Annotated in this window: 21 protein-coding genes; 4 read left to right on the forward strand and 17 right to left on the reverse strand. The window is 58.6% G+C overall.

The window, feature by feature from the left end; all coding sequences use genetic code 11:
* Positions 1-27: 27 nt before the first annotated feature.
* The 4 genes from IB252_RS09905 to IB252_RS09920 all read right to left on the reverse strand — a co-directional run bounded on the left by IB252_RS09905 (position 28) and on the right by IB252_RS09920 (position 5,237).
* Entirely contained in the window at positions 28-2,430 is a 2,403-nt protein-coding gene (locus IB252_RS09905; protein ID WP_192408362.1) for an aldehyde dehydrogenase family protein, read from the reverse strand.
* Position 2,431: 1 nt separating this feature from the next.
* On the reverse strand, positions 2,432-3,562 hold the full coding sequence (locus tag IB252_RS09910) for an acyl-protein synthase (protein ID WP_111450072.1): 1,131 nt from the start codon (positions 3,560-3,562) through the stop codon (positions 2,432-2,434).
* Between the two features lie 21 nt (positions 3,563-3,583).
* Positions 3,584-4,825 (reverse strand): MFS transporter, encoded by a 1,242-nt coding sequence (locus tag IB252_RS09915; protein WP_192408363.1) that lies wholly within the window; start codon positions 4,823-4,825, stop codon positions 3,584-3,586.
* Positions 4,826-5,099: 274 nt separating this feature from the next.
* Positions 5,100-5,237 (reverse strand): hypothetical protein, encoded by a 138-nt coding sequence (locus tag IB252_RS09920; RefSeq protein WP_008155215.1) that lies wholly within the window; start codon positions 5,235-5,237, stop codon positions 5,100-5,102.
* A 157-nt stretch (positions 5,238-5,394) separates the two neighbouring features.
* Between IB252_RS09920 and IB252_RS09925 the strand changes: the two genes are divergently transcribed.
* Positions 5,395-5,583: a hypothetical protein gene (locus IB252_RS09925; protein ID WP_008024801.1), complete on the forward strand. Its 189-nt coding sequence runs from the start codon at positions 5,395-5,397 to the stop codon at positions 5,581-5,583.
* A gap of 19 nt (positions 5,584-5,602) precedes the next feature.
* Here the strand turns inward: IB252_RS09925 and IB252_RS09930 are convergent, their stop codons facing one another.
* From IB252_RS09930 to IB252_RS09940, 3 genes are all read right to left on the reverse strand, one after another.
* Positions 5,603-5,974, reverse strand: a complete 372-nt coding sequence (locus IB252_RS09930; protein ID WP_192408364.1) for a fe2+ zn2+ uptake regulation protein — start codon at positions 5,972-5,974, stop codon at positions 5,603-5,605.
* A 215-nt stretch (positions 5,975-6,189) separates the two neighbouring features.
* The gene (locus IB252_RS09935) at positions 6,190-7,191 is read right to left on the reverse strand and encodes a FecR family protein (protein ID WP_192408365.1); all 1,002 of its coding nucleotides are present in this window, start codon (positions 7,189-7,191) and stop codon (positions 6,190-6,192) included.
* Positions 7,192-7,289: 98 nt separating this feature from the next.
* On the reverse strand, positions 7,290-12,095 hold the full coding sequence (locus tag IB252_RS09940) for a dermonecrotic toxin domain-containing protein (RefSeq protein ID WP_192408615.1): 4,806 nt from the start codon (positions 12,093-12,095) through the stop codon (positions 7,290-7,292).
* Positions 12,096-12,325: 230 nt separating this feature from the next.
* On the opposite strand from IB252_RS09940, the gene IB252_RS09945 reads away from it, so the two are divergent.
* Complete coding sequence (locus tag IB252_RS09945; RefSeq protein ID WP_192408366.1) at positions 12,326-13,366, forward strand: Ldh family oxidoreductase; 1,041 nt, start codon at positions 12,326-12,328, stop codon at positions 13,364-13,366.
* A gap of 94 nt (positions 13,367-13,460) precedes the next feature.
* Here IB252_RS09945 and IB252_RS09950 read toward each other — a convergent pair whose 3' ends face one another.
* A complete protein-coding gene (locus IB252_RS09950) occupies positions 13,461-13,778 on the reverse strand; it encodes a DUF883 family protein (RefSeq protein WP_111450066.1) in 318 nt (105 codons plus the stop codon).
* 165 nt (positions 13,779-13,943) lie between these two features.
* Between IB252_RS09950 and IB252_RS09955 the strand changes: the two genes are divergently transcribed.
* The gene (locus IB252_RS09955) at positions 13,944-14,195 is read left to right on the forward strand and encodes a hypothetical protein (protein WP_008155229.1); all 252 of its coding nucleotides are present in this window, start codon (positions 13,944-13,946) and stop codon (positions 14,193-14,195) included.
* Here the strand turns inward: IB252_RS09955 and IB252_RS09960 are convergent.
* A complete protein-coding gene (locus tag IB252_RS09960) occupies positions 14,170-15,105 on the reverse strand; it encodes a LysR family transcriptional regulator (protein WP_192408367.1) in 936 nt (311 codons plus the stop codon). The two genes, IB252_RS09955 and IB252_RS09960, sit on opposite strands and share 26 nt — an antisense overlap.
* An 85-nt stretch (positions 15,106-15,190) precedes the next feature.
* Between IB252_RS09960 and IB252_RS09965 the strand changes: the two genes are divergently transcribed.
* Positions 15,191-16,114, forward strand: a complete 924-nt coding sequence (locus IB252_RS09965) for a carbon-nitrogen hydrolase family protein (RefSeq protein WP_192408368.1) — start codon at positions 15,191-15,193, stop codon at positions 16,112-16,114.
* Positions 16,115-16,156: 42 nt separating this feature from the next.
* Here IB252_RS09965 and IB252_RS09970 read toward each other — a convergent pair whose 3' ends face one another.
* The 8 genes from IB252_RS09970 to IB252_RS10005 all read right to left on the reverse strand — a co-directional run bounded on the left by IB252_RS09970 (position 16,157) and on the right by IB252_RS10005 (position 22,382).
* Positions 16,157-16,702 carry a GNAT family N-acetyltransferase gene (locus IB252_RS09970; RefSeq protein ID WP_111450063.1) on the reverse strand — a complete coding sequence of 182 codons (546 nt, stop codon included), beginning with the start codon at positions 16,700-16,702 and terminating at the stop codon, positions 16,157-16,159.
* A gap of 27 nt (positions 16,703-16,729) precedes the next feature.
* Complete coding sequence (locus tag IB252_RS09975) at positions 16,730-17,203, reverse strand: LEA type 2 family protein (protein WP_192408369.1); 474 nt, start codon at positions 17,201-17,203, stop codon at positions 16,730-16,732.
* A gap of 227 nt (positions 17,204-17,430) precedes the next feature.
* Positions 17,431-18,741: an MFS transporter gene (locus IB252_RS09980; protein WP_192408370.1), complete on the reverse strand. Its 1,311-nt coding sequence runs from the start codon at positions 18,739-18,741 to the stop codon at positions 17,431-17,433.
* A 30-nt stretch (positions 18,742-18,771) separates the two neighbouring features.
* The gene (locus IB252_RS09985) at positions 18,772-18,939 is read right to left on the reverse strand and encodes a hypothetical protein (RefSeq protein ID WP_192408371.1); all 168 of its coding nucleotides are present in this window, start codon (positions 18,937-18,939) and stop codon (positions 18,772-18,774) included.
* Positions 18,940-19,014: 75 nt separating this feature from the next.
* Positions 19,015-19,647 (reverse strand): N-carbamoylsarcosine amidohydrolase, encoded by a 633-nt coding sequence (locus tag IB252_RS09990; RefSeq protein ID WP_192408372.1) that lies wholly within the window; start codon positions 19,645-19,647, stop codon positions 19,015-19,017.
* Between the two features lie 12 nt (positions 19,648-19,659).
* Positions 19,660-20,412 (reverse strand): Asp/Glu racemase, encoded by a 753-nt coding sequence (locus IB252_RS09995; RefSeq protein WP_192408373.1) that lies wholly within the window; start codon positions 20,410-20,412, stop codon positions 19,660-19,662.
* 18 nt (positions 20,413-20,430) lie between these two features.
* Positions 20,431-21,237 carry an alpha/beta fold hydrolase gene (locus IB252_RS10000; protein ID WP_192408374.1) on the reverse strand — a complete coding sequence of 269 codons (807 nt, stop codon included), beginning with the start codon at positions 21,235-21,237 and terminating at the stop codon, positions 20,431-20,433.
* Positions 21,234-22,382, reverse strand: a complete 1,149-nt coding sequence (locus IB252_RS10005; protein ID WP_192408375.1) for an FAD-dependent monooxygenase — start codon at positions 22,380-22,382, stop codon at positions 21,234-21,236. Before IB252_RS10005 ends, IB252_RS10000 begins: the two co-directional genes overlap by 4 nt.
* Positions 22,383-22,394 lie beyond the last annotated feature (12 nt).

Consider the following 22,394-nt stretch of genomic DNA (forward strand, 5'->3'; position numbering starts at 1 on the left):
ACAAGTTGTGAGTAATTGGCGGTGTTTTTATTTTCGTTTATCGATAACCAACGGTGTTTTGCCGCTGTGTTTATTTCGAGTGAATGCTTGTTCCGTGCACACTTGAACTTCGACAGTGACCAGGTTGGCGTTTACGGCATTGGCCAGCGCTTCATGGCTCAGCAATGCGTTGCGAACCTGGTTGATGTCTGCATCCGTTAGAACGTTGAGTCGCTCGACGCCATCAGGGGTGTGGTCCAGAACAAGCTGAATGGGCGCGCCGACGCTATCCTGCAGAGCCGACGGCGAAATGAACTCCGTGCCCATTCGCACCAGTTTGCCGTGGCGCTGGAGCAGTTCGAAGCGAGGTGAGTCCAGCCCGCACGGACAGGCTCCGGGTATCCAGCGACCGGTGTCTCCAACGTCATACCGGCGCACGGTTTGGCCTTGCCGTGCTCGTGAAGTAAACAGCAGGCGACCGATCTCATTGGCCTGAACCGGTTCATCCTGTTCGATCTGCACGATTTCCAGATGCTGGGTATCGCACATCAAGTGAAACACCCCGTTCGCGGTGGCGGCGCACGCATGCCCCAAGGGGCCTGCATCGACGGAACCATAGATCGCCGAGCGGATCATCGAGACCCCGCAGCTTTCCATGAGGCTGAGGCTGGTTTGGCCCGGATGCTCGCCGCCAAGGAACACTTTGCTGATACCTGCATACCTGCGGAGTCGAGCCTGCTCGTTGAAGAACAGACGATGCAAGGTGCTCGGCATGCCAATCAGTACGGTGACACGCTGGTCAACGATCAGTTGGGCGATTTCGCTGAAGTCATCGTCCTGGGGCGCACCCATGGGGAAATGTGTGACGCCCATCTGTTCCAGTATTTTGGTAAAACTGAGGAACCCTCCGTACAGGCTGCCACCGTAAAACAGGTTCATGACCCGGTCCTGTGCAGGATCGAGCCCGGCGGCGAACAGGCCGTCGGCCGCTGCGCGCATCTGCCGTTGAAAGTCGCGATAGCTGAAACCGGCGAGGGCCGGAGTGCCGCTGCTGCCTCCAGAGCGAAAATACAATTGCGCTGCGGTGCCCATCGGCTGGGTTGTGAAGGCGTTTTTGTCCATGATCGGCGCATGAGTGGTGTCGGGGGCGGAGGGGACCGGGTCGAGCGTTGCACGGCCCGTCAGCACATCAGGTGCCAGACTCACCGAGAGACGGCGACTCAGACGCGTCAACGCGTAGACACCATCATGCGGCTCACCGGCATAGCCGTCATGAATCCCCGCGCAAGGCGCAATACGGGTGACCCCAGCGTTGACCAGCGTTCGCACAAGTCCTGGCGTTTCTGTCGCAGAGCAAATCAGTGCGCAGCTTTGCAGGACCGTGCGCCAGGGCAATAGTGTCTCGGTGATCAAGTGTTGCGGCACGGGTTTGAGCAGCAGCGTACGAAACAGCGGCGAAGGCGCAAGCGTCTGATGATGTTCCCAGATGATCCGCCATCCGTGGCCGGCCCAGACCTGGCCGCTCTGGTTCGCAAAACAGTAATCCAGTTGCGCGATGGCCGTGCGGGTGGTGATCTCGCACGCTTCCTGGTCCGTGGGCACCAGCGCCGGCCAGTGCGATGCACGACGCTTGAAGGCTTCGCTCAAACGTTCGCCCAGGTCCTGCAGGATGGCCGGATCATTGCTGTCCACCAGCACCCATTGCGGACTGGAACACGCTTGTTGATCCAGGCTGCACACCTCATCCACCAACGCATCCAGCGCCGAAGGGCTGGCCGCGTCAGGCGACAGATAAGCGAAACTGATCCGGTGCCCCCAATCGATCCAGCGACATCCGGCGGGGATCTGCTGACGAATAGCTTTGAGCGCCTTTTCACCGCCCCAGGCTGATACGCCATCGGCCTGAGCGCAGAGTTCGGCTATCCGGGAAGTGCCCACGGGCAGCACCGCGACGAACTCGGCAAGCCTGCCACGGGTGTCGCACTTCACCAAGGCAGCCAGCAATTGCGCAGTCAAACCCGCATCGCTGGTGCTGGGGCGTAACCAGTTGATGTTACCGGCCAGCAGGCTTTCGAGAACCGCGCAGAACGCGAGCATCGGCGCATTGCCTGGCGTCACATGCACCACCAGTCCCAAGGGGTGCCAGCTTTCAAAGTGTGGCTGCTGGTAGTCGATACGCCTCAGCGAACGGGGTTGCGAACCCAGTTCTCGCTCCAGCTTCATGTTCAGGTTGTTGCGCTGGCAGAACTCGATCAGCCCCTGACGTTGATCGTCGTCCAGAGGCAGGTTAAGGCTGCGAGTCTGTAATTGCGTGGCGAAACGAGCCGCGGCTTCGATGACGGTCTCGCTGTCGATCGGTGCAGAAAGCAACCCGTGCAATTGTTTTCGAAGCCTGTCGAGGGCGATTTGCGGGGTGACGTCGTCACGCAGTTGGCCATTGATGAGGTACATATCAAGCCCCTCCCAACAATTCGGAAGCCGCCATGGCGCAGCTGCGACTGGTGGTGGTGCCAGCGCGTCCGTGCAGCTCGAACCAATCGGTCGTCAGGCCGCATCCGCAGTGTGCGCCGGGGTGTAATGTCGCCAGATCGCCCATGACCACCGCGTGAGCAGGGCTTGACGAAATGTACGGGGAGACGAATTCCAGCAAGCCGCGCTGGCCGTATGGCTGGACCGTGAAATCGGATGGGTTGCGCACGAAAACCTTCGAGTAAATGGGGGCATGAAAATGATGGCGGGCACATTGGATATAGGGCACGGCATGCTCAACGGCACCGTAGCCATCCCGACAGCGGGACAGGTCGATACCTAATTGCCGATTGATTCGGGCGTACAGTTCAAGCAGGGGAATCTCTTGTGCTGCCTGGGTTTTCCAGCCGCCCCCCAAAAACACCAATGACTGAGCGGGAAGCTCAAGATTCGGTGCGCAGGTGTTTTCCATGTGCTGTAGCGCATGGGAAAGGAACGCCGGAAATCCAAGAATCCGCACGGGCAATCCCTCGTCGGCAAACTCCTGCAAGGCGCGAATCACGCCAAACAGGTCGAACTCGTGACTTTTACCCGTCCGGCGTAATCCGTAGACGACCCGATTGACGGGCGCATAGCTGCAGAGAAACTGGTCGGTGTAAGCGGTGCCCAAGGTGATGGCAGCCTCGGGCTCGTAGCTCAGGAGCAAATAATTGCAGGGGCTGTGCGGAGTATCCCAGCCGTAATGCCGGAAAATGTGGCTCACCATGCCTTGAGCCGCTGCCATGCTGCGAGGGTCATAGCGCATGCGACTTTTCTGGCCGCTGGTGCCCGATGAGGTCAGCTCCAGCGCGCCTTCGCCAGTGGGGCCGAACAACAAGCGACGTTTGAAATAGTTGGCGAAAATCGGTGGCAACCTGGACCAGTCATCCAGTGTCTCCAGATCCTTTGCATCGAGCCCGTTAGCGTTTAGCCAGCGTTCGTAGCCAGGCGTGTGGTGACAATGAAACAGGCTGATTTCCCCCATCGCCTGGTCAAACAGGCCCTCGGGTACGGAATCCAGGCAATAGGGTTGCGTTAACGCGCAGAGCGCATCGGTGTGGGGTAAATGGATCATCAAAAGACCTACTGTGTGGTGTCAGACGGCAAGCGCGATGTGAGAGCGCCGCAGAAACAGGCGTAGGGGTGCCAGGCTCAGAAGCCCCGCGATACCCGCCATCCAAGCGAAGGAATCGTGGCTGTCACCGGCACCGGCGGCCGCAATAAGCGAGCCGCCGCCGCCCATGACGGCGATCGAGATCATGCCGATCATGGCCGAGACCAGGCCTTTGCTGTCGTCGCTGGCGAACAGCGCTAGCCGGTACAGTGCGGCGTTACTCATGCCAAGCCCAACGGCGTACAGCGCCAGACAGCTGATCAGCACGACTGTCGAAACGCCGTAGACGCTGACGGCGACTAACGCGATGAGGCCGCTGCAAAACGGCCAAAGCGCGTATCGAATCAGTTGTGGCAGTTCAACGTTGGCAATCAGTCGGTTGAGGATCAGATTGCCGAGAATGACGGCCGCAAACACCGGGATTTGCCACAGGCCATAGTGCAGCGTTGAAAGCCCCTGGTTGTGGATCAGCAAGAGCGGCGCCAACCCGATCCAGGCAATCAAGGGCAGGCTCATCACGCCCAGCGCGACTGCGGCGCAAAGGAATGGCGGGTTAGTCAGCAACGCGACATAGCGGCACACGGTGCTGTGCCATTCAAAGCGCACTGCTTCCAGTCGCTGACCGTCGTGGCGCAAGGTGCCCACGGTTTCCGGCATGAACAAATAAAGCCCGAGCCAGACCATCACGCCGCCGAGACCCAGCAGTAAAAACAGCTCCCGCCAAGACAACCATTCCAGCAGCAGACTGCCGAGCAATGGCCCCAGCAGCGGGGAGAGCAGCGCAACGTTCCCCAACAACGCCATGATTTTGACCGCGTCGGCTTCGCAGAAAACTTCTTGCAGGGCCGGGTAGCTGACCGCGATGACAAACCCCAACCCCATGCCCTGAATCAGTCGCAAGCCGTTGAACGCATAAATGCTTTGCGCGTTGAACGCGGCGGCACAGGCCAGGGCGAATACCGCACAACCGATGAGCAACATCCGGCGGCGGCCGAAATGATCGGACAGCGGGCCGATAAGCCATTGCAGAAGAATGCCGCCGGCCAGATAAAGATTGAAGGCGTAGGGGACATGATCAGGGCTGGCATCCAGTTGTCGGGTGACGGTCAACATGGCCGGCATGATCATGTCGCTGGCCATATAGGTCAGCAGTTCGAAAAAAGTTATTGCAAGGCAAAAGCCAAACAAATGGTGAGGGCTGATATTGATTAAAGGCTTGTGCATGGCATCCCTGTTCCTGCTCGAAGTTTAATAACGGGTTTATTGCGATGCACCGAGAGTAATCATCGAATATGAATAGCTCAAATGATCGATTAAGACCGAAAGCTTCAATGGTTATCGCTATGTTTCGACGTGCACAGGGACGGAAACAAGAAGTGAATACCCATGTACGAAAAATGCCCGCGACAGGGCAGGCATTTGTTCAGTAGTTATTGGGTGGGGTATATGTCTTACGAATGAATATTCAATTATTCACGCTTTATGGCACAACCAACCATTATCGATGCTGGTAATACCCCGGCCCGCCACGGTCGTAATGGTGACCGCCGTGCCAGCCACCGTGGGGGAAAACGATGCAGCCGCTCAGGGTCAGGAGAGCGAGCAGGGGAATCAGCAGTGTGATTCGACGGAACATTTCAAAATCCTCATGGTTATCGCCGCTATGAAGCCAAAACTCTTCATCGGCTGTAACATGAGACCCCGTTTGTAGCGTCCCATCCCCGCAGAAACGTAGGGGCTTGGCATGCGTTCTGATACAAATCGGATACATTTTTCAGGTTCAGGAACTCGCAATGACTCAGTCGCAACGTTTGAAATACTCGATTCTGATCTCCCTCGTGGTGTTGGGGATCATGTTCGGCCTTTCGTATCTGCAAAACGCAGGCGTCATCAGCGAGAAGCTGTTTCAGTACATCGCCATCGGCGTGGCGGTGATCGTGGTGGTGATCAATGGTGTGATGCGCCGCAAGGTCAAACCCTGAGCGACGCATCTTGCGCGGATCACTCGCGTTGGAGCATGGCTGCAGCGTGCGGATGCAGGCTGTAGCTTTTGTCCGGATTGAGGGTGATCACGCCCTCGCTGCACAAACGTTTCAATACTTCCCGCACACTGAGAAAGGACAGGGGAATATCCAGGTCCAGCAAGTGGCTATGCACGCCGCGCACGCCAAGGCTACGGTCGCTTTCGGCGGCGGTCAGCAAGGCGTCGATGACTTTCAGGCGGATCAGACTGGTTCGCAGACCATAGCTTTTGAGCAGCAGCCTGATCCGCTCGTTGCCATTGCGCTCGTTGCGTTGACTGAAAACACCTGAGCCCATGGCAGTGCCCTTTGGCGCATTGCTACCGTCCGTTGGCAGTTGCGAGTTGTACATGCAAAAACTCCTTTTCCGAGCCGGCCAGGAAATGTGATGGGTGCTCTCACTCAATAAGACGTACGAGCAGGGCAAATAGTGAAGCCCCGAATGTAGAAAATTTGTCGCCGTCACGTCAGCGGCCTGTGAGATGCCCGTGTAAGTCGCCTTTCACAGCCTAAATTTTTGTCCTTTGTTTCGTTTCGAAGGCCGCACCCCGCAAAGGGTCGCGGCCTTCAGCTTTTCGGGGCTTGTTGCGGAATGGAATTGAGGACCGGATTACCATCTTTGTTGCGGGTCAGGTAGACCGGCAATACCTTGGGCAGGGAAGCCACCAGGTTGTTGAGCTCTTTGATGTTGTAGATGCCGCCGATGCGAATCGAGCCGGTACTGTGGTCGGCCATCATCACCGGCTTGCTCAAGTAGCGATTGATCAATGGCAATGCGTCGGTCAGCGCCAGATCATCGAGCACCAGTTTTCCGCTACGCCAGGCCAGCGAGTTGTCATTGTCGTAGGTCTGACTGATCCGGGGAGTAAAGTCGCCGCGTCTATAGCTCGCCTGCATTGCTGGCTCGAGGCGCAAACCGTCACCCGCAACGGCGTCATTACTGCTCACCAACACCGAACCTTGTATCAGGTTCACCCGTACCTGATCTTCATACATCCAGACGTTGAATTGGGTTCCGGTGACCCGAATCCTGCCTTCGGCCGCTTTGACAATGAAGGGGTGTTCAGTGTCATGGCTGACGCTGAAGAAGGCTTCGCCTTTTTTCAGCGTGATCCGACGTTGATCCTTGTAGTTGCTGAACGTCAGCTCACTGCCCAGGTTCAGTTCCACCTGACTGCCATCGCTCAGGGTGACCTGGCAGACATTGTCGTTCGCCTCGAAATGTTGGTAGGAGTTGGGTAGCCAGCCCAGGTTCCAGCCGCTATAGGCCGCCAGCGGCAACGCCATGGCGCAAACCGCGGCAGCGATACCGAAGGTGCGCCAAGGCGTAACAGGTTTGGCGCGGACCATCGGCACCACGGTGGCTGGACGGGGCAGGTCCCCCGCGACATTCCAGATCTCCAGCATGGCCTCGTACTCGAACGCGTGAAGCGGATGAGCGTCATGCCATTGCTCGAATGCCAGCCGCTCTTGAGCGGTGCAATCGTTGGCGTGCAGACGCATGCACCAATGCGCAGCAGCGTCGGTGATTGCGTCATCCTGGGCTTGCGAGAGTGAGTTGTCGGTCATTGACCCATCCTGATTTCCCGCATTCTAACCTTGAGGGGAAGTCTGCGAGAACAACCGTCATGGCAATTACCCATCAACTGAGAATTTATTGTTCTGATTCACGGGGTGCTGGTGTGCAGTTGGCGCCCCATATGGCTGATGAGCCATGCAACGCTGTCGGCGTTGCCGAGTTGCACCTTGAGTCTGACCAGTGGATCTCGCTTGAAAATCTTGCGGGCAGCGCTCAGGTTTTCTCCGCCGGTCAAGGTCAATAGATGCGCTTTTACCCGATCAGTATTTTCATATGAAGTGCTGCCCGGATCCTCCCACACACCGGTATCAGGATCCTCGGTCATGAACAGCTGGGTAAGGGGAGTCTTGATCGAGAGTGCGGTGTCCTGAAGCGTGGTCAACGCGTCCTTGAGGTCACTGGCAGTTGCGCTGGCTTGTCCAATCAGATGGGGAAATGGCCTGCTGGAATCGAGGTAAGCGATGTCTTCGGTTTTGCAGACGATATGGGAAAGCTCATGAATAAGGGTGACTGCTTGAGCATGGGTTTTGATAGGGAAGGCAGGCTCGGAAAGATGTTTGCGGTAGAACTCGAAACCGGTGTCGAAGAACTTTTCTGCCAGATAGATTTTCCGCTTCGCATCCGTTGGAACGATAAAACCGAATGTTGTTGCCGCGCCATCGAGCACCCTGCCGATTGCAAAACGATTGGTTTTCGGCTTTCTGAGTGAGGGGTCCAACAAGGCCGCAAAAATGTCAGTCATGACTTTTTCAAGCTGCTCCACATGCGTGGACTGCACTTGCGGTACGTCAATGAAATCCATGATGAGTTGATGCACGGGGGTAACGGTCTTGTCGGAAGACTTCAGCAATTGCAGGTTTTGAAAGCAGTTCCAGGCATAGGTGGTTGCCAGGTCCAGCGCTTCGTCAATCTGGCGGGCCTTTTGCGGAAACAGTCGACGGATTTCGCGCATTCCATTGGCATCGACGTTCATGCCCCCCCAAACCGAAGATACGGTGCGCCACCGATCGCTGATGCTGAAGCGGGGCGCTGGCGTTTGCCTATCCAGAACCCATTGTTTCGACACGTTCTGACTCAGCCGAGGACCGTGAACGTTGGTGTGGGCGATGCGCCAGTGTGTGCCGCGCTTTGCGACCGGATATACCTTTCCTTCAACCGGTGCGTAGGTTTTATTTGTCGTCGGATGGGTATAGAGGCCGAGACTCGAATTTAATGTGAGCGAATTCAGGTCCACATCCAGGCTTTCATGACGCTTCAACTGCGTACGTTCGGGGGCTGTAATGGCGACATCCTGCCATTTGAAGCGGGTATCGGGCGTTGCTGGCGCCGGTGCAGTTAACGTTGAAGATGGCTTCGCTTGCGATTCCAGCGACAGTCGCAACGTGGCGAGTTGTGCGATGCCGCTGATAAATTCCTTTAACGCCGCTCCCCATTTGTGCGTTTGAAGGTCTTCGGCGGACTGCTTGATGTCTCGGTAACTGCGCCACACCGTAATCGGGTAGGCAAGCTTGCCCATCACGAACGTAAATGCCCCTTGCAGATCTTCACCGAGCACATGCTTGATGGTTGCCCATTCGCTCTGCTTTTTGTCATCGGCCTGACAACCGAGCAATCGTGCCAATAAATCGGCATTGTCGTTGAACAAATGTCCGAACAGATTGCCCTTGATCGGGTTGGACGCCAGCCTCACCTCGGCGAGGCGGCTATTGGAGGTCGCCATCCTGAGTTCAAGCAGTATCCGTTCAGGCTGCGGGAGGTTCATGAGTACCCAGTCGAGCAGATCGCCGCGTGTCTTCAGTTCGGTCACCAGTTGTGTTTCATTTTTATATTCTTTCACCCCGTGACCGGGGCTATGAGGCGCGACAAGGACCTGTGGCGCGGAGCTGTCAGCCGATGAGCCAATCAGATAGACGCCTGGCACCTTGATCGCCTGTTCACGCTTGATGCCCAGGAGCTCAAGTGGGCGGATGATCGCGTGGGCACCGTCGACTGCCGCGCGGGCGATAGCGTCAGGCATGTCCATGACTTGGCGTATCAGATCAAACCCGGTCTCGCTGAGGCGCTCCTGCAATTTTTCCGTGTGGGCGTAATGCATCAGTTGCCAGGGTAATTGCGTGTAAAAACGCTTCCTGCGGTCCTTGGCATTCGCCTGGGTGTCTGCAAAGGCTTCGTTCAATGTCTTTTGTTGAAGTTCACCCAGCTTCAAGTTTCGTACCAGGTCCCTGATGTAGCTTTGGTCCATATCCTGAGGGATCGCGGTGTTATCAAGCGACACCAGTTTGAAATGGATTTTGTCCAGATCCTTGAAATGGGTCAGTGCAAAGTCAGTCAGGGTTTGGGTGCTGGCTGCAGACCTCGAGCGCTTGTCGATCTGTATCTGGACCTTATCCGGATCGATGTCGAACGTATCTGCCTTGAGTTGTTTTTCAAGTGCATCGTGCGCCGTGCGTGCCAGGGAGCTTATGCCGGTGAGGTAGTCCTGATCGTTGGTCACGTTGTTGAGGTATTGCTGAAGCAACTCCCCGTGCAATATCTGGTCTTGAATGGACGCCTTGGCCAGCCATGCCGGCAGTTTTTGCTGAGTGATCAGGGATTGGGCAATGTCCGTCGCGCGGTCTAGCCCGGTCATCGGTTGGCGCAAGGCCACCAGCTTCAGGAGACTGGCCAGGGGCGTCGCGGGAAGCTTCGTGGCCAGCGCACGGATGACGCACGCCTGGTCCAGCTGGACATAGGGCTTTTGCACGTGATCGAGAAAATGCTCATCTATTCGTTGCAGCGACGCCAGGGTGTAAGTCCGCCCAGCCACTCTCTCGCTGCGTCCAAGGTTCTCCAGAAGGGAGGGGCGATCATCGGTGTCCTTGAGGCGTCGATCGAGCTCGTTCAGCAACGGAGTCAATGCCCTGAAAGCTTCAAATCCCAAGGCCGGCGTCCACAAAATCGCCTTGCCCGAATGCTTCGGGTCCAGGCCTCCACGTTCCGTCAGCACAAAACAACTGGCCAGTTTCAACGGGGCTGTGGTCCCACTTGCCTTCAATGCCAAGGAAAATACGTCCGGCAAAAACCCGTTCAATGCCGCTCGCTGCAGGCGTGCCGGGGTATCAAGCACGGTGCTGATGATTGCCTGTTCCGTCGCACTCAGGGTGCGCATGACGCTGTGCAGCTTCAACTCGCTGCGCAATGCCGTTGACAGGGTTTGAGTGAAACGCGATTGCAGGCTCCCAAGCGAGGAATTGAAGATGCGCTGCACTTCGGCAATCGTTCGAGTTGTCGCGGGAATGGCCGGCTGGTTTTCGAGCAGTAGGTCGAGCGGCCGCTTAACGGTGGAAAGAAGGGCCTGATGCTCTTTGGCCGACTCGCCGTGAACAGTGGCAGGTTGCGCGCTAAGGCGCCGGTCTGCGTGTGTGCTCCAGCGTCCTTCGGCATCGGCAGCCAGCAGGCGATCGTCGATCAGTCCGCGGACATCGAGTGCCTTGTCGAACAAGGCTCGGGGATCCTGCGTGCCTTCGCTTTCACGGTATTCGCTCAGCGCATAGGCCAGATTCTCGCGTTGTTTGCCAAGGATGTCGGTCATCAACTGTTCAAACACCGGGCCGATGATCGGTTCACCGACAATCACTTGTTCATCCGGCTTCATTGAAAGAAACGTAGCGCGTTCGTCTAACGACATGAAGTTGAGCAGCGTGTCTTCATGCCCTTGGGTTTTCAACATCTGCGCGACGATTTTCCCGACAGCGAGCAGGTCGCTCGCAGCCTCGATGCCTCTGGAAGGGGTGTACAGAAAATCCAACGCGTCGCTGCTGCCGATCATCACAGTGGAGGCGAGCTCCACGTAATGCTTGAAGGGGGCGGTGACACGGACTTTTTCGGCACGAAGAGGATCGTCGATGTCAGGTTCAAGGCTGAGGTTCATCAGCCGCAGGTATTGCTGCGTCGTTAGAACACGTTGTTGACGCTGTAGCAAAAGCTTCAGGTGAAAGGTATCGCGCAAGCCCTCGGCAAAAACCTTCCGGCGTGATTGCCCATCGTTCATCGGTGTGTTCCAGAACGTCTTGAGCAGGTCTTGCAAGCGCGGGGTCAACGTTTGTGCGATCTCTTTGACTGCACTTTCCCAGGCCTGGTTATCGGCGGCGCTGCTCACGCTGTGCAGGGGGTTGGAAAAAACTCTGGTATCGCCAGTGGGCCACTGATGGGTCAGGTAGTAATGCAGCAGGGTATCGCTCAGTGAATGCGAGGAAAGCAATTGCTGGTCATCGCTGCCGATGACAAAGCTCTTCAGTCGGGTAAGGCGCTGGTCCAGTGTGGGGAACGGTTCATGCAGCGCGGTCTTGAGGGTCTCGTCCAGCATCGATTGCAGCGTTGGCAGCTTGAGCAACTCGCCCATCATCGTCCTGATGTTCTGAGCCTGATTGCGCTCGAGGGTGAGCTCCTGGGTCTGGAACACCGCACCTGCGATGGCTTGCGTGGCAATGTCTGGCGCGGTGGCGGCGGGTAAAGCGCTGCGTTGTTCGATGGAGAGAAAACGCAATAATTCACGCTTCCCAGTGGGCTGTGCCAACCATTCCTTGAGTTTGCTTTTGAGGCCCTTCATGTCCGCGAATTTGATCAGGCCTTTCCACGGTGTGTAGAGCGTGACTTCTCCATCGTTGGGCCGGCTCATGGCAAAAGCGCCGGCCAGGAGGATGCCAGGCGCATCAGGTACGCTTAAAAGCAGCTGGTCGACGTGCATGGGCTCGCTGTTGGCGATACGGGCTGCATGCGTCGCCAGATAAACAGCATTCAACCACTTCAGGTCATCAAGCGTGAAAGACAGTGCCTTTTCGCGTTCACCGGGCTGTTTGGCTTTAGATGCAAGTGCTGCCTCGTCGAAAAAATACGGCAGTGTGGGAGCAGACATGGTTTTTCCTCGAAGTGCTGCGATCGGCGGGTAATCGCAGGCCGTTGGATTGAGGAAAAACAGTACGGTCAATGGAAGGCTCGGGTGCGGTACATATTGCTTGATGCGAACAGGCTGGCGAGACTTGACAGGACGCCGGTAGAACAGCGCTTAATCGACAACTGTTTTGGGTTGCCCTGCAACCCGTTTCACCCTGTTGCCCGTACTCAATAATAAAACTGGAGCTTCAGATGACCGCAACGCCCGAAGTGGCCGTCAGTTCGAACACTCAAACGCTCGATTTCGACGCGCTCGTTCTTTTGCTTGAGCAGATTTTTCAGCGCCACGGCACCTCCGCCGATGTCGCCAGGACACTGGCCCTCAACTGCGCCGGCGCCGAACGCGATGGCGCCCATAGCCATGGCGTGTTCCGCATTCCCGGTTACGTGTCGACGCTCCAGAGCGGCTGGGTCAATGGCCAGGCTGTGCCGGTGGTCGAGGACGTGGCTTCGGGCTTTGTCCGGGTCGACGCCGGCAATGGTTTCGCGCAACCGGCCTTGGCGGCAGCACGCGCCTTGCTGGTGGAAAAGGCCCGCAGTGCTGGCATTGCGGTGCTGGCGATTCGTAATTCCCACCATTTCGCCGCCTTGTGGCCAGATGTCGAGCCTTTCGCCTATGAAGGCCTGGTGGCGCTGAGCGTGGTCAACAGCATGACCTGCGTGGTGCCGCACGGCGCCGATCGTCCGCTGTTCGGGACCAACCCGATTGCTTTCGCCGCTCCTCGGGCTGACGGCGATCCGATTGTCTTCGACCTGGCGACCAGCGCCATTGCCCATGGCGATGTGCAGATCGCCGCGCGCAAGGGCGAGCGTTTGCCGCCAGGCATGGGGGTGGACGGTCTCGGCCAGCCGACCCAGGACCCGAAAGCGATTCTTGAGGGCGGCGCGTTGCTGCCGTTTGGCGGCCATAAAGGTTCGGCGCTGTCGATGATGGTCGAGCTGTTGGCAGCGGCGTTGACCGGCGGCAATTTTTCCTTCGAGTTCGATTGGTCGAACCATCCGGGGGCCAAGACGCCGTGGACGGGCCAACTGCTGATCGTGATCGACCCGAGCAAGGCGGCCGGGCAGAATTTTGCCGAGCGCAGTCAGGAGCTGGTCCGGCAGATGCACGGTGTGGGGCTCAAGCGTTTGCCGGGGGATCGACGTCATCAACAACGGGCCAAGTCCAGCACTGAAGGCATTAAGCTCGATGCTCAGACGTTGGCGGATCTGCGGGAACTGGCCGGGCTCTGAGTCCTGCATACTCTCAGTCTGCATAAAAGCCGGGCATGAAAAAGGCGAGCTGCGTGCTCGCCTTTTTGCTGGGTACTGATTAAAACGGGGTCGCTTAACGCCGACCCAACAACAACCCGACTACCAGGCCGAAACCGGCAGAGATCGCCACGGTTTGCCACGGGTGACCACCGATATAGGTTTCAGTGGCTTCGACCGCCGGTTTGGTCCGGTCACGAACGCGGGTGACGGAGTCCCGAGCCTGTTGAAGTTTCTGGGCGATCTGCCCACGAAGCGTGTCCGCTTCCTCACCCACGAGCGAGGCACTGTTTTTGAGCAGTTTTTCCGATTCTTCGATCAGAGACTGAAGTTCGCTGAAGGCCTGATCCTTGATTTGATCTTCGGCGATTTGTGCGCGGGTTTTGCGGGCCATTGAGGTACTCCTTGCAGATAAATGGACAGTGAACAGTGGAGTCTGTCGTCAGCGAAAAAGTTGCAGTGGATTTTCGCGCTGCCCCCACCTTGACGAAAAATCCTGAGTCGGAGATATCCTCCTACAGTGTAAGATGTCGCCTATTTTACGCAGCAGGTAACTCCCATGAGCTTCAATCTGGCCGACAAACCCCTTGCCGAGCGCGCTGCGCTGGAAGATGAGAAATCCCGTCTGTTCGATCTATGGCAAAGCAACCTGGGCAAGTCCAAGGGCGAAGCCGCGCGGTTGTTCGGTGAACGCGCCAAGCGCAAAGGCAAATGGGCCGAGTGGGTCCGTGCCGAACTTGACGGCATGTCACCCCCGGAATTTGCGAACATGGTGCGCAGCGAAGTCAATCGCCTGATGGCTGCCAAGTAGCGTTCGCAAAACTCGCGACAATCGCTTCCCGTACTTTCAGCACCACCGGATCGAGCTGTGTACTGGTGCGCCAGCCCAGTTCGATCGGGTATCGCGGCAACGCCAGAGGGCAGGGCAGCAGTGCCAGTCCGCTGAGCGCTGCAATGCTTTGGGCTGCATGGGCCGGAATGGTCGCCACGGCCTGACTGCCCTTGAGCAAGTGCGGCAACGCGGCAAAGTGTGTGGTCGAAGCACATACCCGCCGAGTCAACCCCAGCGCCGCCAGCCCTTCATCGGTGATCCCGATAAAGCCGCCCGACGACACCAGAATGTGCTCGCGGGCGACGAACTCATCAAGGCTGAGGGTCTGCTGCCCCACGGCCAGGCTGAGCGGGTCCGCCAGGCACAGATAGCCGCCTTCTCCCAGCACCTGACGGCTGAGCAAGCGCTCGGCAAACCCACCGGCGGTAATCGCCAGATCAATGCTGCGTTCCATCAACGCTTGCGCGACGATCTGACTGTGGGTCTGACGAAAGATTAGCCGTAGCTTCGGCGCGACGCGGGCGATTTCTTCGATCAGCCGGCGGCCATAAGCGATTTCGAAATCATCGGACATACCCACGGTCACCGAGCGCCCGTCGTAATGGTGGGCGGCCGGATCGACCATCTCCAGGCTCTGCCGGCATTTGTTGAGGGCATCGCTGACCACCGGTTTCAACTGGTTGGCCTTGAGCGTGGGCGCGAGTCCGCGGCCTGTGCGCACGAACAACTGATCGCCATACACCTCGCGCAGCCTTCGCAGTGCCGCGCTGACCGCCGATTGCGTCACGCCCAGACGCAACGCGGCCCGGCTAGCGCTGGACTCCTCGTGGAGCGCTTCGAAGACTTTCAGCAGGTTGAGATCGACGGTAGCGATATTCATTTGGTTCATATCATTCAGCAGCAAACGGGGCTTTATTCATGATCCTATGGCGCCGGAGAATGAGCAACACCTCATTGTTTTCGGAGTTACTGCGATGCCCAAGTCAATCGTTGCTGCACTGCAAATCGGCGCCTTGCCCGGTGGCAAGGCCGAGACCCTGGAACAGATCCTTTCTTGGGAAAACGCGATTATCGAATCCGGCGCTGCGCTGGTGGTCATGCCCGAAGCGTTGCTCGGCGGTTACCCCAAAGGCGAGGGCTTTGGCACTCAGTTGGGTTATCGCCTGCCGGAAGGGCGTGAAGCCTTTGCCCGGTACTTTGCCAATGCGATAGACGTGCCCGGCGGGGAAACCGAAGCGTTGGCCGGGCTGTCAGCGCGCACCGGCGCCAATCTGGTGATCGGTGTCATCGAACGCGCCGGCAGCACCTTGTTCTGCACTGCGTTGTATTTCGATCCGCAGGCCGGGCTGGTCGCCAAGCACCGCAAACTGATGCCCACCGGCACCGAACGGTTGATCTGGGGCAAAGGCGATGGCTCGACGTTACCGGTGATCGACAGTCAGGTCGGGCGGATCGGTGCGGTGATTTGCTGGGAAAACATGATGCCGCTGCTGCGCACCGCGATGTACGCCAAAGGCGTGGAGGTCTGGTGCGCGCCAACCGTGGATGAGCGGGAAATGTGGCAGGTCAGCATGCGCCATATCGCCCATGAAGGACGCTGCTTTGTGGTCAGCGCCTGTCAGGTTCAGGATTCACCGCACGCCTTGGGCGTGGAGATCGCCAACTGGCCGGCGGACCGCCCATTGATTGCCGGTGGCAGTGTGATCGTCGGGCCGATGGGCGACATTCTGGCGGGGCCGCTGCGTGACAGCACCGGTTTGCTCACCGCAGAAATCGACACCGATGACCTGATCCGCGCCCGTTACGACTACGACGTGGTCGGGCACTACGCGCGCCCGGACGTGTTTGAGTTAACCGTAGATGAGCGCGCCAAGCCGGGCGTGCGTTTCACCGCATAACCTCCTGTGGGATCGCCGCACCGCCGCTCCCACATTGGATCTTCAGTGCTGCTGTAGCCACTCTTCACGGGTGATTTCCCAGAGGTCTCTGGGGAATCGCCCGCTGACAAAGTCGCCCTCATCACTGTGGATCAAGCGCATGCCGGTGCGTTCCGAGAGTTTGCGCGAGCCGAGGTTGGGCGCTGCTTTCGGTACCCGCATCACGGATCGGCCGAGGGTTTCGAACCAGTACTCGGTGACCGCCGCACTGGCTTCGGTCATCAAGCCCTGACCTTGCCATTTTGGCCCAAGCCAGAAGCCGCGGTTGTTGTCCTGCTCATCCATCAGGCTGATATTGCCAATCAGTTGCTCCGGCGCCGACTTCAAGCGAATCGACCAGTGCCACTCTTTGCCGGCGGCAATCGCCGGCAACGCGATGTCACGCAGATAGGTCAGTGCGCCGTCGGCAGGGTACGGCCAAGGTACCAAGGCGTTGAGATAACGCACCACTTCCCAGTGTGGAAACTGTTGCTGGATGGCTTCGGCATCGGCCAACTCCAGCGGACGCAGGATTAAACGTTCGGTGTAGAGCGTGGGTGTGGCTTCCATGTTCTTTGTCGCTCCTTGAGTCGTGACTTACCAGGTGCCGGTCGTCGACGTTGGCAGGCTGAGTTTTCCAGTGTCCACGAAACGCAGGGTGCCGAACACGCCGCCCGCGAGTTTGCCGCGCAGGACGTAGGGCAGGTTGTCGAGGGTTTGGGTTTTACTCAGACCCAGGGTCTGGCGCAGCACCGAGAACGCCGAAACACTCACCGGAACAGTCAGTACGGTTTCGGAAAAACGTGCAATCGAGCCCGACTGATCGCTGACACCGGAGGCAAGTGGCTGGCCGTTGACTTCCAGGTCCAGGGCGACGCCGTTGTAATTGATGGCGGTTTCGTTGGGGTTTTGCACGCGTATTTTCACGGCAAAGCGTACTTCCATGTCCTGGCTTTGCAACGGCTCGATGCCGACGACATTGATGTTCAGTGGGTCGCGATTGGGCAGCAGGGCGCAGGCGCTCAGGGAGAGCAACAGCAATGAGAGGGATAAAGCGAGGAGTCTGCGCATGAAGGGTTCTCGACAGAAAAGGGACCAAACCGCTGACGGCTCGACCCTTGAGCAACGTTCAGCGGTTCACCTGTGCGACCACGCTCACTGTGAGGGGTTCGCCGCAAGCTGTCACTTCTTCAGTGGGAGCGAGCCTGCTCGCGAAGGCGGCCCAACATTCAACATCAATGTTGACTGATCCAGCGCTTTCGCGAGCAAGCCCGCTCCCACAGGGGGGCAGTGTGGTGTCAGCGGTTGACCAGCTTGGCCGGCAAGGCGATCACCAGAAAGCTGCTGAGAATCAGGCAGCCGGCAAAGAACCACAGCGCGCCGGCGCTGCTGCCGGTGACGTCGATGGCGACCCCCATCAGCGAGTTGCTGACCAACCCGGCGATGTTTGCCAACGAGCAGGCGAGAGCGAAGCCGGTGGCCGCCGCGGTGCCTTTGAGAAAGGTCGCTGGCAGACTGAAGAACACCGGCACCGCACCGATGATCGCCGCCGACGCAATGGCGAACAGTGCCACGGTCGCCACCACGTTGTGGACGAAGAACGGCGCACTGGCCATGGCGGCGGCGCCCACCAGAAACGGCACGATGATGTGCCAGCGACGTTCGCGGTGTTTGTCGGAGCTGGCGCCGATCAACAGCATGCCCAACAACGCGGCGATGCTCGGCAGCGCCGTGAGTACGCCGATGTGGAAGGTGTCGATGATGCCGGCATTGCGGATGAAGGTCGGCATCCAGAAACCCATGGCATAGGCACTGAGCAGGATCGAGAAGTCGATCCCGCCGAGCATCCAGACCTTCAGGTTGAAGAAGCCATCGCGAAAACTGTGTTTGCTGTCCCCGCCACTGGCCTCATCGGCGCGCAGTTCTTGCTCCAGCAGGTTTTTTTCATCGTCGTTGAGCCATTTGGCCTGGCGATAGTTGTTGGGCAGGGCCCAGAAGGTCAGCACGCCGAGCATGACACTCGGTACTGCTTCGATGAGGAACAGCCACTGCCAGCCATGCAGGCCGCCATAGTTATCGAAATAACCCATGACCCAACCGGACAGCGGGCCGCCAATCACGCTGGACAGTGGCAGGCCGATCATGAACAAGGCGATGATGCGGCCGCGTCGATAGGTCGGAAACCAGGTCGTCAGGTAATACAGAACGCCTGGCAGAAAGCCTGCTTCGGCGGCGCCGAGCAAGAAGCGCAGGATGTAGAACTGAGTGGTGGACGTCACGAGCATGGTGCAGGCCGACAGCAGGCCCCAGGTGATCATGATGCGGGCGATCCAGATCTTGGCACCGACTTTCTCCAGCACCAGGTTGCTCGGCACCTCGAACAGGATGTAGCCGACAAAAAACAGGCCGGCTCCGAGGCCGAAGGCGGTTTCGCTAAAGTGCAGTTGATCGAGCATCTGCAGTTTGGCGAAGCCGATATTGATCCGGTCGAGGTACGCGGCCAGGTAGCAGAAGCACAGGAAAGGGATCAGCTTCCAGGTGATCTTGTGGTAAAGCGCTTGAATCGGGTCGGCGACCGTGGTCGCGGGTGCTGCATTCGCAATGGGCATTGGGTGTCTCCTGGCGGTGACTTATGGTTTTTATACAGCCGCTTTTTTCCAGCGCTCTGGCGCGCTGAAAGCGGCGTCCAAAGGCAGTGTCAGAAGACTGAGGGCGTACCCGTAGGAGCAAAGCTTGCTCGCGATGAACCAGAGAACGCCGCGTTCAATCCTGATGAGCGCGTTATCGTTGACGTTGATCGCGAGCAAGCTTTGCTCCTACTGGGCTCGCTCCTCAGTTTTTACCAAGACCTGCGCTCTATGGCGCGGTTCTTGTGGTACGCATCAGCATTTCTCGAAGTGGGCGATGACCTCCTGCTTGCTGACGACATCGCCGTACTTGCTGTCGATGTCGAACAGGTTGGCTTCATGGGGCGCCGGATGCCGGTCGCCGACGCATTCGCGCACGACGATGGTGCGAAAACCGTGTTGCACGGCGTCCACCGCGGTCGCCCGAATGCAGCCGCTGGTGGAGCAACCGGCCAGCACCACGGTGTCGATGCCTTGGGCGTGCAGCATCGAGGCCAGGCTGCTGCCGAAAAAGGCACTGGCGTATTGCTTGCTGATCACCACTTCATCTTCCAGGGGTATTACCTCCTCGCAAAACGCCGCCAAGGGGTTGCCCTCGACCATATCTTTCATCACCGGGGCTTTTTTAACCCAGATGCCACCGTCGGCGAAATGGCCGGGATGGTAGCGAATATTGGTGTGCACCACCGGGATGCCCTGACGGCGGGCGCTGGCCAACAGTTCAACGCTTTCGGCCACGGCACTGACCACGCCGGGTGCGAACAGCGGCGCCCCTTCAGTGGTGTAGCCGCGCATGAAATCGATCATCAGCAACGCGGCTTTTTGGCCGAAACCGATGCGCTGGCCCCACACGCCCTGATAGTTGTCGTTGGCGGTTTGTTCGCTCATGTCGCTCACCTCTTAATAGGCGCCGGAGAGCAGGGCGCCTGCACCGGGAACAATCGGTTCCAGGTCCAGGGCCTTGAGCATGGCGTAGGTGGTGGCAATGGCGGCGGTGAGCACCGGTTTTCCGGTTTGCGCTTCGACTTGCGCCACCACCGGCAATGACTGCATCTGCACGCAGGCCGAGAGCACAATCACGTCGACGCCTTCCAGGTTCATGCCAGCCACGATGCCCGGCAGATTCGCCGGGTCGTGACGGGCCACGGCGAGGTTGTCGGGAATTTCCAGTGCGCGCCAGTCCACGACTTCGAAACCTTCTGCGCGGATGTAATCCACCACCAGTTCGGTCAGCGGTTTCATGTACGGCGCGACGATAGCGATGCGTTTGGCGCCCAGCACTTTCAGGCCTTCGATCAAGGCGCCGGCGCTGGTAATGACCGGCGCGTTGCCGTCGTTATCGGCGGTGGCCCTGCGCAGCCGCTGCTCGGATTTGCGGTGATAACCCAGCCCCATGGCCATGATCGCGACCAGGCACGCATAACCCAATACGTCGACTTTGGCGTCGGACAACTCCACGGCGCAACGGTCGGATTCGCCGTCCATCGCCGCCAGCTCTTCCTTGCGCACTTGCTTCATGCGCATGCGGCTGGAGTGAAAGGTGAAGCGTTCCGGGCGGATCAACTGACGCGCGGTGAGCATCGCCGGGATCTCGGTTTCCATCGTAGTGTTGGAGCTCGGCACGATCTGGCCGATGCGGTAAGGCGTGAGCATAAAAGTCTCCGGACTCGATTAGTTCAGGCGTGGGCCAAGGAAATCACCGAAGGCGCTGAAGAAGCCTTCGAGGTCATCCCAGGGAATCATGTGTCCGGCGTTTTCGACGTGGACACTGCGAATGTTCGGTTGCAGGTCGAGGATTTCCGCTTCGTCCTCGGGCTGAATAACACCACCACGGCCGGCGATCATCAGTAACGCCGGGGCCTGGAGTTTCGGCAGATCCTGATGGAAATCCACGTCGTGGAAATCGTTGAAGGCCCGCACGATTGCTGGTTCGTAGCAGGTGTGCAGCCATTCGGCGCGCAGTTGCAATTGTTCCTCGGACCAGGTGGCGCAGAAGGCGCGCATCGCATCAACGTCCATCCCGATCAAGGACTGGCGAATCGAATCGACATACCACGGCAGTTTGCTCGGATACTCGCGCCGGCCAGGGCCGGACACCGGTGGATCGATCAGCACCAAACGGCTCACCCCGGCCGGATGCAGCACAGCACTGCGCACCGCAAACCGCGCACCCATGGAGTGGCCGACCAGGTTGTAGTTGTTCAGCTTCATGGCTTTGGCGAAAGCGCCGATGTCGTCGGCGCAGGCGTCAGCGCTGTAGTCCAGTTCCGGGCCGGTTGAGGAGAGGCCGCGACCGCGAACGTCCAGCACGTAAGTGTCGAAATGATCGCCTAAGCGCTCCGCGACAAACCCCCAGGTAATCGCAGGGCTGGTGATGCCGGGAATCAGAATCAGCGCCGGACCTTTACCGCCATAGCGCAGGTAGTGCTGGCGAATGCCGTTGGCCTGGACGTTGCCGCCATGGATGAACGTACTCACGCGGCTACCCCCGATTTCAACGGCTGGGCGTACAGGTCATAGCCGTAAACCCAGGCCGGATCTTCCTGGGTGCGCAGCCAGGTGTTGGCGTTGGACACGGACTGCACGCGGGAGGCGCGTTCCTTGCGATTGGCTTCATAGAGTTCGAACGCGGTGCGGTAATCGCCGAGCCCGGTTTCCTGCAGGCAGCGCGTCAGCATCGCGGCGTCTTCGATGGCCATGCCGGCACCTTGTGCCATGTGCGGCTTCATCGGGTGGCACGCGTCACCCAGCAATACCAGTCGCCCACGGCTCCACAGCGGCAACGGGTTGCGGTTGCGCAACGGCCATTTGGTGACGCTTTCGGTGGATTCGATCAGCGCCTGGACCGTCGGGTGATAACCCTGGAACGCCTCAAACATTTCTTCGCGGCTGCTGTCGACGAACGCGCCCTGGAAATCCCATTCCGGATGCGGCACGCCGGTGACGTAGTAGTACTCGTCGCGCTTGCCGGTGGTGTAGTAGACCATCATGTGCCGATCCTCGGTCCACCACTTGATGCAGTCTTCGAACTTCAAATCGTATTTGGCCAGTTGATCGCCACGGATCAGCGCGCGATGCGCCACCCACCCGCTGTACAGCGGTTTTTCCGCGCCGAGCAACTCTTCACGGATCTTCGAATTGATGCCATCGGCGCCGATGACGATGTCGGCGTAGGTCACTTCGCCGTCACTGAAGGTCAGGCGTACCTGGTTGTCGGTTTCTTCCAGGGTTTCCAGGCGTTTGTTGAAGTGCACGGTGCCGGGTTTGATGGTCGACATCTGCAGCGCGTGCAGGTCGCCGCGGTGCACGGTGATGTAGGACGCACCGTATTCCTTGCGAGCGAAATCTCCCAATGGGATGCGTGACAGGTAATCGCCACTCAAGCCGTCACGGCTGAACCAGTGATCCGGATGTGAGCCCATCAGATCGAGCTGTTGCTCGATGCCCATGCGCCGGAAGATTTTCATGATGTTGGGACCCATGTGAATCCCGGCGCCGAGGCGGGAGAACTCGGGTGCCTGTTCATAGATGTCCACCTCGAACCCTGCTTGTTGCAGCAGCGTGGCAGCGGCGGCACCGCCCAGACCTGCACCGACGATGGCGATTTTTTGTGTTCTTGCCATGGGGCTTGTTCC

The sequence above is a fragment of the Pseudomonas sp. PDM10 genome (genome assembly GCF_014852295.1).
In the GTDB taxonomy this organism is placed as follows: Bacteria; Pseudomonadota; Gammaproteobacteria; order Pseudomonadales; family Pseudomonadaceae; genus Aquipseudomonas.

What these genes read in the sequence shown, in the direction of transcription:
- IB252_RS09905 (WP_192408362.1), bottom strand. Translation starts at nt 2,430, where the DNA reads ATGTACCTCATCAATGGCCAACTGCGTGACGACGTCACCCCGCAAATC.
- IB252_RS09910 (WP_111450072.1), bottom strand. Translation starts at nt 3,562, where the DNA reads ATGATCCATTTACCCCACACCGATGCGCTCTGCGCGTTAACGCAACCC.
- IB252_RS09915 (WP_192408363.1), bottom strand. Translation starts at nt 4,825, where the DNA reads ATGCACAAGCCTTTAATCAATATCAGCCCTCACCATTTGTTTGGCTTT.
- IB252_RS09920 (WP_008155215.1), bottom strand. Translation starts at nt 5,237, where the DNA reads ATGTTCCGTCGAATCACACTGCTGATTCCCCTGCTCGCTCTCCTGACC.
- IB252_RS09925 (WP_008024801.1), top strand. Translation starts at nt 5,395, where the DNA reads ATGACTCAGTCGCAACGTTTGAAATACTCGATTCTGATCTCCCTCGTG.
- IB252_RS09930 (WP_192408364.1), bottom strand. Translation starts at nt 5,974, where the DNA reads ATGTACAACTCGCAACTGCCAACGGACGGTAGCAATGCGCCAAAGGGC.
- IB252_RS09935 (WP_192408365.1), bottom strand. Translation starts at nt 7,191, where the DNA reads ATGACCGACAACTCACTCTCGCAAGCCCAGGATGACGCAATCACCGAC.
- IB252_RS09940 (WP_192408615.1), bottom strand. Translation starts at nt 12,095, where the DNA reads ATGTCTGCTCCCACACTGCCGTATTTTTTCGACGAGGCAGCACTTGCA.
- IB252_RS09945 (WP_192408366.1), top strand. Translation starts at nt 12,326, where the DNA reads ATGACCGCAACGCCCGAAGTGGCCGTCAGTTCGAACACTCAAACGCTC.
- IB252_RS09950 (WP_111450066.1), bottom strand. Translation starts at nt 13,778, where the DNA reads ATGGCCCGCAAAACCCGCGCACAAATCGCCGAAGATCAAATCAAGGAT.
- IB252_RS09955 (WP_008155229.1), top strand. Translation starts at nt 13,944, where the DNA reads ATGAGCTTCAATCTGGCCGACAAACCCCTTGCCGAGCGCGCTGCGCTG.
- IB252_RS09960 (WP_192408367.1), bottom strand. Translation starts at nt 15,105, where the DNA reads ATGAACCAAATGAATATCGCTACCGTCGATCTCAACCTGCTGAAAGTC.
- IB252_RS09965 (WP_192408368.1), top strand. Translation starts at nt 15,191, where the DNA reads ATGCCCAAGTCAATCGTTGCTGCACTGCAAATCGGCGCCTTGCCCGGT.
- IB252_RS09970 (WP_111450063.1), bottom strand. Translation starts at nt 16,702, where the DNA reads ATGGAAGCCACACCCACGCTCTACACCGAACGTTTAATCCTGCGTCCG.
- IB252_RS09975 (WP_192408369.1), bottom strand. Translation starts at nt 17,203, where the DNA reads ATGCGCAGACTCCTCGCTTTATCCCTCTCATTGCTGTTGCTCTCCCTG.
- IB252_RS09980 (WP_192408370.1), bottom strand. Translation starts at nt 18,741, where the DNA reads ATGCCCATTGCGAATGCAGCACCCGCGACCACGGTCGCCGACCCGATT.
- IB252_RS09990 (WP_192408372.1), bottom strand. Translation starts at nt 19,647, where the DNA reads ATGAGCGAACAAACCGCCAACGACAACTATCAGGGCGTGTGGGGCCAG.
- IB252_RS09995 (WP_192408373.1), bottom strand. Translation starts at nt 20,412, where the DNA reads ATGCTCACGCCTTACCGCATCGGCCAGATCGTGCCGAGCTCCAACACT.
- IB252_RS10005 (WP_192408375.1), bottom strand. Translation starts at nt 22,382, where the DNA reads ATGGCAAGAACACAAAAAATCGCCATCGTCGGTGCAGGTCTGGGCGGT.